Genomic DNA, 12,043 nt, shown 5'->3' with positions numbered 1-12,043 from the left:
CTTCTTCTCGGTTCGCTCGCTCCGCTCGCTCACGGCGCACCCTTCAACGGGGCGCTCGCTTCGCTCGCTCACTGGCATCAGCCCTCACGCAACTGGATACGTACGGGTGAGGGCGCCCCGTGTGATGACGCCGCCCCCGCTCCGCCGACCGCAAGCGCCCCAGGGCCGCGCATATTCGCCCCCGTACGCCTTGCGCAGGGGCCGATCCTACTGGTCTGCCCGGGTCCGTTGACCACAGGGGCAAAGCCTTGTGACGGTCACGGCACGGCGATCGAAGGTGACCGGCCGTCACCGTGCGCCGCACCCGCTCCCGTGGGCGGTGACCCCTCACCAAAGCCCCACCAAAGGCGCACCCAAGATGCGCAGAGCCGTCGCAGGCCCGGCCGGGGCCCGCTGGGAGCGCGGGGCCGCCTGGCGGTAGGGTAACGCCGCGCCAAGTCTCGGTCGGTCCGTGCCAGTTCCGGGTCGACCTCTTGGGCAAGCTGACGAACAGCCAGTCAACGAGGGGGAGAGCTCCGGTGAGCGAGCGTAGCGAGCGAACAACGAGGGGCTGCGCGTTGCGCGGAGCGCTCGCCGAGTTCTGCGAGGAGAGCGCATTGAGCGAGCGAATCATCGAGGGGTGCGCATTGAGCGAAGCGAACTCCGAGCGCAGCGAGGTGGACGCATGAGCGCGAATGCAACGACCGGGTTCTGCCGGGTCACCGTGGTGGCGCCGGACAGCCGGATCGACGTCGCACTGCCGGAGGACGTGCCGCTCGCGGACGTCTACCCCGAGGTGCTGCGGCTCTCCGGGCAGACCCAGGCGGACGGTGCGCCGACCGGCTTCCACCTGGTCCGCCGTGACGGCACGGTCCTGGACAGCGGTCTGCCGCTGGCCGCCCAGCAGGTCCGCGACGGAGACCTGCTGAGCCTGCGTCCGTTCGCCGAGTCGCTGCCGCCGGCCGTCTACGACGACGTGGCCGACGCCATCGCCAGCGCCGTCGAGGCCGACCGCCGGTTCTGGAGCCCCGAGTTGATGCGGGCCTTCGGCCTGATCGGCTCGACCGTGCTGCTGGTGCTGCTCGGCTTCGCGCTCTGGTTCTCCGACCTGCGCCACGACATGCACAGCCTGCCCGGCATCCTCTCCGGCGTGACCGCCGTCACCCTGGTCACCTTCGCCGCGGTGCGTGCCCGGGTCTACCAGGACCACGACGCCGGGCTGGCCCTCGGTCTCGGCGCCCTGCCGCACACCCTGATCGCCGGCAGCGGCATCATCGCGGTCGCGCATGTCGGCGACGGCCCCGGACGGCTCCAGTTCCTGGTCGGCTGCGTGGCCGTGCTGGTGGTCTCGGTGCTGCTGGTCGGCCTGCTGCCGGAGAAGGACTCGGTCTTCGTGGCCTCCTCCTTCCTGGCCGCCGCAGGCACCCTGGCGACCTTCGCGGGCGTCCTGCTCTCCGGCACCCCCGCCACCCACATCGCCGCCGTCACCGGCGTCGCCGCCGTGGCCGTGATCGGCTTCCTGCCCGCGCTCTCCGCCCGCTTCGCCCGGCTGCCCGTCGGCTTCAGCGCCCCCGGCCAGGCCCGCACCCGGGGCCGCAGCTTCAGCGAGGACACCAACCGCGCCGAGACCGTCCAGTACGAGAAGATCGCCCACCAGGCCCGCCGGGGCCACGAGGTGCTGGTCGGCCTGGTCGGCGGCTGCTCCGCGGTGATCGTCGGAGCCTGCACGGTGCTCGGCTTCAGCGACACCATGTTCGGTGAGCTGCTGGCGCTGGCGCTCGGTGTCTCGACCATGCTGCGTGCCCGGCTGTTCCGCTACACCGCGCAGGTCTTCAGCCTGACCATCGCCGGCCTGGTCGGTCTCGGCCTGCTGATCCTCGGCCTGTCGCTGCACACCCCGCTGTTCATCCTGAAGGCGGCCAGCACGACCGAGACCGACCTGCGGACGATCTGGCTCGGCGCTTCCATCGCCCTCGGTGCCGCCGTGCTGACGGCCATCGCCCTGGTCGTGCCGCGCCTGGGCGTCTCGCCGTTCTGGGGTCGCATCCTGGACATGGTGGACGGCCTGATGCTGATCTCGCTGGTCCCGCTGGCCCTCGCCGTGCTGGACATCTACGGTCTGGTCCGCGGCGCCACCAGCTGACCCGGACAGACCGCCCCGCGCCCGCCGCCGCCCCTCTGCCAGGGCCGACGGCGGGCGCTGGTACGCTTGGGCAGTCCGAGTTCTGTCAGATCTTGTGCTGCCTACCAGGATCACTCGGGCCGAAACCTTGAAGGAGATGCCGTGGCTCTCGCCGCCGACGTCAAGAAGCAGATCATCGCCGAGTTCGGCCAGAAGGAGGGCGACACCGGCTCCCCCGAGGTCCAGGTCGCCATGCTCTCCCGCCGTATCTCGGACCTGACCGAGCACCTCAAGCTGCACAAGCACGACCACCACTCCCGTCGTGGCCTGCTGATCCTGGTCGGTCAGCGTCGTCGCCTGCTGCAGTACCTGGCCAAGAAGGACATCGAGCGCTTCCGTACGCTCGTCGACCGTCTGGGCATCCGCCGCGGTGCCGCCGGCGGCGCCCGCTAAGACCGCCGCGCAGGGGCGGCTCCCCTTCCCGGGGGAGCCGCCCCTCGCTGCATCCTCGCGGAGTCCGGCACACGGGCTCCCGCAGAGACTCCTTTCCGCACGCGTGGTAATGGCGGGATCTGTAGGGTGTGAATTTGTAAGGTGAAGGGCATGCCCGGTCATGGTGTCGGCAAGACGCCATGAGAACCGAGGCAGCACGACATCACCGAGCGGGCCGCTGGCTTCAAACGGAAGCCGCCCGCATCCCAGGGAGCGTCCACACGCGACCGCCGACCAGCAGGCCGAGAGGCGCCGGTCCTCGGTAGTGGCCGCCGGGAGTCCCACGAACGGACAGCCCGGAGGCTTCGATCGAAGACCGGCCCAGACTGCCCGGGCCACAGGTAGGCAAAGCGCAGGGGCGCTCCTCGGGAGACGTACGAAAGAGGAGATCTTCCAGGTGGAAGAGAACGTGTTCTACGCCGAGGCCGTCATCGACAACGGCAGCTTCGGCACCCGTACCATCCGCTTCGAGACCGGCCGTCTGGCCCGTCAGGCCGCCGGTTCCGCCGTGGCCTACCTCGACGACGACACCATGGTGCTGTCGGCCACCAGCGCGTCCAAGCAGCCGAAGGAGCACTTCGACTTCTTCCCGCTGACGGTGGACGTCGAGGAGCGGATGTACGCCGCGGGCCGGATCCCCGGTTCGTTCTTCCGTCGTGAGGGCCGGCCCTCCGAGGACGCCATCCTCACCTGCCGCCTGATCGACCGCCCGCTGCGCCCGTCCTTCGTCAAGGGCCTGCGCAACGAGGTCCAGGTCGTCGTCACCGTCATGGCGCTCAACCCGGACCACCTGTACGACGTGGTGGCCATCAACGCCGCCTCGGCCTCCACCCAGCTGGCGGGCCTGCCGTTCTCCGGCCCGATCGGTGGCGTCCGCGTCGCGCTGATCAAGGGCCAGTGGGTCGCCTTCCCGACCCACAGCGAGCTGGAGTCGGCCGTCTTCGACATGGTCGTCGCCGGTCGCGTCCTTCCGGACGGCGATGTCGCGATCATGATGGTCGAGGCCGAGGCCACCGACAAGACCATCAAGCTGGTCGCCGACGGCGCCGAGGCCCCGACCGAGGAGATCGTCGCCTCCGGTCTTGAGGCCGCCAAGCCGTTCATCAAGGTGCTGTGCGCCGCGCAGTCCCAGCTGGCCGCCCAGGCCGCCAAGCCGACCGGTGAGTTCCCGGTCTTCCTGGAGTACCAGGACGACGTGCTCTCCGCCCTGACCAGCGCGGTCAAGGACGAGCTGGCCCAGGCGCTCACCATCGCCGGCAAGCAGGAGCGCCAGAACGAGCTGGACCGCATCAAGGCGATCGCCGCCGACAAGCTGCTCCCGGAGTTCGAGGGCCGCGAGAAGGAGATCGGCGCCGCCTACAACGCGCTGACCAAGAAGATCGTCCGCGAGCGCGTCATCAAGGACAAGGTCCGTATCGACGGCCGCGGTGTCACCGACATCCGCACCCTGGCCGCCGAGGTCGAGGCCATCCCGCGCGTCCACGGCTCGGCGCTGTTCGAGCGCGGCGAGACCCAGATCCTGGGTGTCACCACCCTGAACATGCTCCGCATGGAGCAGCAGCTCGACACGCTCTCCCCGGAGACGCGCCGTCGCTACATGCACAACTACAACTTCCCGCCGTACTCCGTCGGTGAGACCGGCCGCGTGGGCTCGCCCAAGCGCCGCGAGATCGGCCACGGCGCCCTGGCCGAGCGCGCGCTCCTGCCGGTGCTGCCGACCCGCGAGGAGTTCCCGTACGCCATCCGCCAGGTCTCCGAGGCGCTCGGCTCCAACGGCTCCACCTCGATGGGCTCGGTCTGCGCCTCGACCATGTCGCTGCTGAACGCCGGTGTGCCGCTGAAGGCCGCCGTCGCCGGTATCGCCATGGGCCTGATCTCCCAGGAGATCGACGGTGAGACGCACTACGTCACCCTGACCGACATCCTGGGTGCCGAGGACGCGTACGGCGACATGGACTTCAAGGTCGCCGGTACCCGCAACTTCATCACCGCCCTCCAGCTGGACACCAAGCTGAACGGCATCCCGGCGTCGGTGCTCGCCGCCGCGCTGAAGCAGGCCAAGGACGCCCGCCTGCACATCCTCGACGTGATGAACGAGGCCATCGACGCGCCCGACGAGATGTCGCCGAACGCGCCGCGCATCATCACCATCAAGATCCCGGTGGACAAGATCGGTGAGGTCATCGGCCCCAAGGGCAAGATGATCAACCAGATCCAGGAGGACACCGGCGCCGAGATCACGATCGAGGACGACGGCACCATCTACATCGGTGCCGCCGACGGCCCGGCCGCCGAGGCCGCCCGCACCACGATCAACCAGATCGCCAACCCGACCATGCCGGAGGTCGGCGAGCGTTACCTGGGCACCGTGGTGAAGACCACGACCTTCGGTGCGTTCGTCTCGCTGATGCCCGGCAAGGACGGCCTGCTGCACATCTCGCAGATCCGCAAGCTCGCCGGTGGCAAGCGCGTGGAGAACGTCGAGGACGTGCTCGCGGTCGGCACCAAGGTCCAGGTCGAGATCGCCGAGATCGACCCGCGCGGCAAGCTCTCGCTGATCCCCGTCGTCGAGGGCGAGGAGAGCGGCGCCGCCGCCTCCGACTCCGAGTGACGGCTCGCCGCTAGCCGACTCCGCGGCCCGCACGCCTCGCTGGGCGTGCGGGCCGCACCCTGTTGTTCCCATGCATGGAGGGCTCCCCAAGTTGACGAACGCCCGGCCGTCCGCCCAGGTCCCGGCGGCGACTCAGCGTCCCGGCACCACTCGAACCCTGCTCAAGGGCGTCGACGGCGCCGGCACGGTACGCCGTACCGTTCTTCCCGGCGGCCTGAGGGTCGTCACCGAGACCCTGCCGACGGTCCGCTCCGCGACCTTCGGCATCTGGGTCGGCGTCGGTTCCCGGGACGAGACCCCGGTGCTGAACGGCGCCACCCACTACCTGGAGCACCTGCTCTTCAAGGGCACCGCCCGGCGCAGCGCGCTGGACATCTCGTCCGCCCTGGACGCCGTCGGTGGTGAGATGAACGCCTTCACCGCCAAGGAGAACACCTGCTACTACGCGCGGGTGCTCGACACCGACCTGCCGCTGGCCATCGACGTGGTCTGCGACATGGTCACCGGATCGCTGATCCGCCCCGAGGACGTGGAAGCCGAACGCGGCGTCATCCTCGAGGAGATGGCGATGGCCGAGGACGACCCGGGTGACGTGGTGCACGACCTCTTCGCCAAGGTCATCTACGGGTCCTCGCCGCTCGGCCGACCCATCCTGGGCACCCAGGAGACCGTGAAGAACCTCAGCCGCGACCAGATCGCGGGCTTCTTCCACCGTCGCTACAAGCCCGAGCAGCTGGTCGTCGCGGCAGCGGGGAACCTCGACCACAAGAAGGTCGTCCGGCTGGTCGAGCGTGCCTTCGCCCCGGTGCTGGCCAAGTCCACCGGTCACCCGGCCGAGCTGCCCAAGGCCGTCAAGGCGCTGCGCACCGCGGGGAAGATCGAGGTCCTCAACCGCCCGACCGAGCAGGCCCACCTGGTCCTCGGTCTGCCGGGCATCCCCCGGCACGACGAGCGCCGCTGGGCGCTGGGCGTGCTGAACGCGGCCCTCGGCGGCGGTATGAGCTCGCGGCTCTTCCAGGAGATCCGCGAGAAGCGCGGCCTGGCGTACTCGGTGTACTCGTACTCCTCCTCGTACGCGGACAGCGGCCTGTTCGGCATCTACGCCGGATGCCAGCCCAAGCGGGCCGAGGAGGTGCTCAGGATCTGCCGCGCCGAGCTCGCCAAGGTGGTGGAGGAGGGCATCACCGCCGAGGAGCTGCACCGTGCGATCGGGCAGATCTCCGGTTCCACCGTGCTGGGCATGGAGGACACCGGTTCGCTGATGAACAGGATCGGCAAGGCCGAACTCTGCTACGGCCACCACCTGTCGGTGGACGAGATGCTGGCGAAGATAGCGGCCGTCACCCTGGAGGACGTCCAGGCGGTGGCGCGTGATGTGCTGGGTGCGTACCGGCCCTCGCTCGCCCTGATCGGCCCGATCAGCGACAAGCGGGCCGCCGCGCTCGCCGACCTGTTGCACTGACCGACCTGCTGGACTGAGAGGGTGACTTGAGATGACGCTGCGCGTTGCCGTGATCGGAGCCGGAGGACGGATCGGCTCGGAGGCCGTCAAGGCTGTCGAAGCCGCCGCCGACCTGGAACTGGTCGCGACCCTGGGCCGCGACTCCAAGCTGGAGGAGCTCGACGCGGCCGGTGTCCAGGTCGCCGTCGAACTCACCCACCCCGACTCGGTGATGGGCAACCTCGACCACTGCCTCCGCAACGGCATCCATGTCGTCACCGGCACCACCGGATGGACGGACGAGCGCCTGGCCACCGTCCGCGGCTGGCTGGCGGCAAGCCCGGGGACGGGTCTGCTGATCGCGCCGAACTTCTCCATCGGTGCCGTCCTCGGAATGCAGTTCGCGCAGGCGGCGGCCAAGTACTTCGAGTCGGTCGAGATCGTCGAGCTGCACCACGACCGCAAGGCCGACGCTCCCTCCGGCACCGCCACCCGCACCGCCCAGCTGATCGCCGCCGCCCGCACGGCGGCCGGCCGGGAGCCGCAGCAGGACCCGACGACCCACGCTCTGGAGGGCGCGCGCGGCGCGGACGTGGACGGGGTGCCGGTGCACGCCGTCCGGCTGCGCGGGCTGCTGGCCCACCAGGAGGTGCTGTTCGGTGACACCGGCGAGACGCTGACGATCCGTCACGACTCGCTGCACCACAGCTGCTTCATGCCGGGCATCCTGCTCGGCGTGCGCAAGGTGGCGGACCACCCGGGCCTCACCTTCGGCCTCGAACACTTCCTGGACCTGTGAGCCGTCGATGACCTCACGCACCGGTTTCTTCGTACTCTCCGGCGTTCTGCTGCTGGTCGCCGTGGTCTGCGTCGGCGAGGGCGTCCAGCTGATCGCCACCGGCAAGCCGCTCGGCATCGGCATCGGCCTCTGCGCCTTCGTCATCCCGGCGATCGGCGTCTGGTTCCTGCGCCAGACCATCCGCTTCGGCCGGGCCAGCGAGCGGCTGGCCCGCGAGCTGGAGGCCGAGGGCGGGCTGCCGGTGGACGAGCTCAGGCGCACCTCGGGGGGCCGGATCGACCGGGCCTCGGCCGACGAGGTCTTCGCCCGCCGCAAGGCGGAGGCCGAGGCGGCGCCCGGGGACTGGCGGGTCTTCTTCCGCCTCGCCGTCGCGTACGCGGACGCGGGCGACGTACCGCGCGCCCGCAAGGCGATGCAGCACGCCATCAAGCTGCACGACGCGGCGGGCTCGCGCGAGGCTTCCGACCCGGTGGCGGCGGGCTAGGCTGTCGCCGTCATCAATGGCTCAACTCAGTTCATCTCAGGAGGATCTTCGCGTGACCGACGAAGCGGGTCTGGCCCCGCAGTTCCGTGGCGACGTCAGCGTCGAGCTGGTGCGCAGTGCCGCGGCCGACTCGGACGTGATCTGGGCAGCGCGGGTCTCCACCGCCGGTGAGCAGTCCCTGGAGGCGCTCCAGCAGGACCCGGAGAAGTCCAAGGGACTGATCAACTTCCTGATGCGGGACCGCCACGGCACCCCCTTCGAGCACAACTCGATGACCTTCTTCATCAGTGCGCCGATCTTCGTCTTCCGCGAGTTCCACCGGCACCGCAGCGGCTGGTCGTACAACGAGGAGTCCGGTCGCTACCGCGAGTTGCAGCCGGTCTTCTACGTCCCCGCCGAGGACCGCAAGCTGATCCAGCAGGGCCGCCCCGGCAAGTACGAGTTCGTCGAGGGCACGCCCGAGCAGCACAAGGTGACCACCGAGGCGATGGAGTCCTCGTACCGGGCCTCCTACGAGGCGTACCGGGAGATGCTGGAAGCGGGTGTCGCCCGTGAGGTGGCCCGTGCGGTGCTGCCGGTCGGTCTCTTCTCCTCGATGTACGCGACCTGCAACGCGCGCTCGCTGATGCACTTCCTCTCGCTGCGCACCAAGAAGGAGAACTCCGCGGTTCCCTCCTTCCCGCAGCGCGAGATCGAGATGGTCGGCGAGCAGATGGAGGCGGAGTGGGCCAAGCTCATGCCGCTCACCCATGCGGCCTTCAACACTCATGGCCGTGTCGCGCCCTGACCTGGGCGGATATGCATATGGGCGGGTCGCCGGGCCCGTCCGGATTGCGGCTGTCCCGGGCGCTCCCTAGGCTCGAAGCCACGGATTCCGGTGCTGCATGAACCCCCGAGCATGCAGCACCGGGGTCCCATGCTCGGGCCCGGTGCCCGCCCGTCCGCAACTCGTCCGCCCGGCTCCCGCCGCGGCACCACCTGTCCGAACCCTGGACCGGCCTGGTAACCCTCCGGCCGCCTACGAGTAGTTTTGGACGCATGGCTCCGACCTCCACCCCTCAGACTCCCTTCGGCCGGGTCCTGACCGCGATGGTGACCCCGTTCACCGCAGACGGCGGTCTCGACCTCGACGGCGCACAGCGCCTGGCCGCGCACCTCGTGGACTCCGGCAACGACGGCCTGGTGCTCAACGGCACCACCGGCGAGTCCCCGACCACCTCCGACGCCGAGAAGGCCCAGCTGGTTCGCGCCGTGGTGGAGGCGGTAGGAGACCGGGCGCACGTCGTCGCGGGCGTCGGCACCAACGACACCCACCACAGCGTCGAGCTCGCCCGCCAGGCCGAGGCGGCCGGTGCCCACGGCCTGCTGGTCGTCACGCCGTACTACAGCAAGCCCCCGCAGGAGGGCCTGTACCAGCACAACGTCACCATTGCCGACGCCACCGAGCTGCCGGTGATGCTGTACGACATCCCCGGCCGCTCCGGTGTCGCGCTCAGCACGGAGACACTGGTCCGGCTCGGCGAGCACCCGAGGATAGTCGCCAACAAGGACGCCAAGGGCGACCTCGGTGCCGCCTCCTGGGCCATCGCCCGCAGTGGCCTGGCCTGGTACTCCGGGGACGACATCCTCAACCTGCCGCTGCTTTCGGTGGGCGCCGTCGGTGTGGTCAGCGTGGTCGGCCATGTGGTCGCCGCCGAGCTGCGCACCATGATCGACGCCTATCTGGCGGGCGAGGTCGCCAAGGCCACCGCCATCCACCAGAATCTGCTGCCGGTATTCACTGGCATGTTCCGTACCCAGGGCGTCATCCTCAGCAAGGCGGCACTCAACCTCCAGGGCCACCCGGCCGGGCCGCTGCGGCTCCCGCTGGTCTCCGCCACACCGGAGGAGATTGCCCGACTGAGGCTGGATCTCGCCGCCGGCGGGGTACACCTGTAGCAGACACAGACGTGCGCGCCCCGGCTCGCCGGGCTCCTCGCGAGCTCGCCGCTGGACCGGACGAAGGCGTGAGAGCACCAGGACCTGAAATGTAGGAAACCATCGAAGTATGCACGCCATATGTCTTGAGGGGGATGACCCCCGGGCATATGGCGTGCGTCGTGAGGAGAGTCTTTTGAGCCACCCGCACCCCGAACTCGGCGCGCCACCAGCCCTGAAGGAGGGCGCCCTCCGTATCACTCCGCTCGGCGGCCTCGGTGAGATCGGCCGCAACATGACGGTCTTCGAGTACGGCGGCCGCCTGCTCATCGTCGACTGCGGCGTCCTCTTCCCCGAGGACGAGCAGCCCGGTGTCGACCTGATCCTGCCGGACTTCACGTCCATCCGGGACCGCCTGGACAAGATCGACGGCATCGTGCTGACCCACGGGCACGAGGACCACATCGGCGCCGTCCCGTACCTGCTCCGGGAGAACCCGGACATCCCGCTGATCGGTTCGAAGCTGACCCTCGCCCTGATCGAGGCCAAGCTTGCCGAGCACCGGATCCGCCCGTACGTGCTGGAGGTCGTGGAGGGCCAGCGCGAGCGGATCGGCCCGTTCGACTGCGAGTTCATCGCGGTCAACCACTCCATCCCGGACGCCCTCGCGGTGGCCGTCCGCACCCCGGCCGGCATGGTCGTCGCCACCGGTGACTTCAAGATGGACCAGCTGCCGCTCGACGGTCGCCTCACCGACCTGCCGACCTTCGCCAAGCTGGCCGAGGAGGGCATGGACCTGCTGCTGGTGGACTCCACCAACGCCGAGGTCCCCGGGTTCATCCCGCACGAGCGTGACATCTCGGCGGCTCTGCGCAATGTCTTCGCGAACGCCGATCGCCGTATCATCGTCGCCTCCTTCGCCAGCCATGTGCACCGCATCCAGCAGGTGCTGGACGCCGCTCACGAGTACAAGCGCAAGGTCGCGTTCGTGGGCCGCTCGATGGTCCGCAACATGGGCATCGCGCGGGACCTGGGCTATCTGAAGGTCCCGGGCAACCTGATCGTTGACGTGAAGACCCTGGACGACCTCCCGGACAAGGAGGTGGTGCTCATCTGCACCGGCTCCCAGGGCGAGCCGATGGCGGCCCTCTCCCGGATGGCCAACCGCGAGCACCAGATCCGGATCGTCGAGGGCGACACCGTCGTGCTCGCGTCCTCGCTGATCCCCGGCAACGAGAACGCCGTCTACCGGGTCATCAACGGTCTGACCCGGTGGGGCGCGAAGGTCGTCCACAAGGGCAATGCCAAGGTGCACGTCTCCGGCCACGCCTCGGCCGGCGAGCTGCTGTACTTCTTCAACATCTGCCGGCCGCGCAACCTGATGCCGGTCCACGGCGAATGGCGCCACCTGCGGGCGGCGGCCGACCTCGGCATCCTGACGGGTATCCCGCGCGAGCGCACCGTCATCGCCGAGGACGGTGTGGTCGTGGACCTGGAGGACGGCGTCGCCAAGATCGTCGGCAAGGTCCAGGCGGGCTACGTCTACGTCGACGGCTCGTCGGTCGGCGACATCACCGAGGCCTCGCTCAAGGACCGCCGCATCCTCGGCGAGGAGGGCTTCATCTCGGTCTTCGTGGTGGTCGACTCCAGCAGCGGCAAGATCGTCAGCGGCCCGACCATCCAGGCCCGCGGCTCCGGCATCGACGACAGCGCGTTCGTCCCTGTCGTGTCCAAGCTGGAGGAGGCGCTGACGAAGTCGGCGAACGACGGAGTGCTGGAGGTGCGCCAGGTCCAGCAGCTGGTCCGGCGCACGATCGGCAAGTGGGTGGCGGACAACTACCGCCGCCGGCCGATGATCCTGCCGGTCGTCGTCGAGGTCTGAGCCTCGCGTCCGGCTCGGTTCGCCGCCTCGGTTTGACGTGGGGCAGCCCGGTGCGTAATGTTCTCCGGGTTGCCCCACGGGCCGCCGTAAGTTCTCGAACGAAATTCGGGAGCGGAAAGCGAGCCGGAAAAACTCTGCTAGAGTTCGGGAGCGCCGAAAGGCAGAAGCAAATCGGATGAAATCCGGAGCCGGAAACGGAGCGGAAAACATCTGATAAGCTTGAAACACGAAAGAACGAAGCGCCCGGAGGGCCCGCTGGAAGGCGGCTCGAAGGAAGCGTCCGTTCCTTGAGAACTCAACAGCGTGCCAAAAGTCA

General features: G+C 69.3%; 10 protein-coding genes. All 10 read left to right on the top strand.

Features of this window, described 5'->3' with window-relative positions; genetic code table 11:
* Window positions 1-518: 518 nt before the first annotated feature.
* The 10 genes from P3T39_RS27500 to P3T39_RS27455 all read left to right on the top strand — a co-directional run bounded on the left by P3T39_RS27500 (window position 519) and on the right by P3T39_RS27455 (window position 11,727).
* Window positions 519-668: a hypothetical protein gene (locus P3T39_RS27500; protein ID WP_280701668.1), complete on the top strand. Its 150-nt coding sequence runs from the start codon at window positions 519-521 to the stop codon at window positions 666-668.
* On the top strand, window positions 665-2,122 hold the full coding sequence (gene eccD / locus P3T39_RS27495) for a type VII secretion integral membrane protein EccD (protein WP_280701667.1): 1,458 nt from the start codon (window positions 665-667) through the stop codon (window positions 2,120-2,122). Before P3T39_RS27500 ends, eccD begins: the two co-directional genes overlap by 4 nt.
* 141 nt (window positions 2,123-2,263) lie before the next feature.
* Entirely contained in the window at window positions 2,264-2,554 is a 291-nt protein-coding gene (gene rpsO, locus P3T39_RS27490; protein WP_033253971.1) for a 30S ribosomal protein S15, read from the top strand.
* Window positions 2,555-2,990: 436 nt separating this feature from the next.
* A complete protein-coding gene (locus tag P3T39_RS27485) occupies window positions 2,991-5,204 on the top strand; it encodes a polyribonucleotide nucleotidyltransferase (protein WP_280701664.1) in 2,214 nt (737 codons plus the stop codon).
* Window positions 5,205-5,274: 70 nt separating this feature from the next.
* Complete coding sequence (locus tag P3T39_RS27480; RefSeq protein WP_280701661.1) at window positions 5,275-6,666, top strand: pitrilysin family protein; 1,392 nt, start codon at window positions 5,275-5,277, stop codon at window positions 6,664-6,666.
* Window positions 6,667-6,697: 31 nt separating this feature from the next.
* Window positions 6,698-7,444 carry a 4-hydroxy-tetrahydrodipicolinate reductase gene (dapB, locus tag P3T39_RS27475; RefSeq protein ID WP_280701659.1) on the top strand — a complete coding sequence of 249 codons (747 nt, stop codon included), beginning with the start codon at window positions 6,698-6,700 and terminating at the stop codon, window positions 7,442-7,444.
* Between the two features lie 7 nt (window positions 7,445-7,451).
* Entirely contained in the window at window positions 7,452-7,928 is a 477-nt protein-coding gene (locus P3T39_RS27470; RefSeq protein ID WP_280701657.1) for a tetratricopeptide repeat protein, read from the top strand.
* A gap of 52 nt (window positions 7,929-7,980) precedes the next feature.
* Window positions 7,981-8,715: an FAD-dependent thymidylate synthase gene (thyX, locus tag P3T39_RS27465; protein WP_280701656.1), complete on the top strand. Its 735-nt coding sequence runs from the start codon at window positions 7,981-7,983 to the stop codon at window positions 8,713-8,715.
* A 251-nt stretch (window positions 8,716-8,966) separates the two neighbouring features.
* Window positions 8,967-9,866 (top strand): 4-hydroxy-tetrahydrodipicolinate synthase, encoded by a 900-nt coding sequence (dapA, locus tag P3T39_RS27460; RefSeq protein ID WP_280701654.1) that lies wholly within the window; start codon window positions 8,967-8,969, stop codon window positions 9,864-9,866.
* 175 nt (window positions 9,867-10,041) lie between these two features.
* Window positions 10,042-11,727, top strand: a complete 1,686-nt coding sequence (locus P3T39_RS27455) for a ribonuclease J (protein ID WP_280701652.1) — start codon at window positions 10,042-10,044, stop codon at window positions 11,725-11,727.
* The last annotated feature ends 316 nt before the right edge of the window (window positions 11,728-12,043 follow it).

Source organism: Kitasatospora sp. GP82, assembly GCF_029892105.1.
Lineage (GTDB): Bacteria > Actinomycetota > Actinomycetes > Streptomycetales > Streptomycetaceae > Kitasatospora.
Note: the sequence above shows the minus strand (reverse complement) of the source record. Positions and strands in the feature narration are given on the sequence as shown.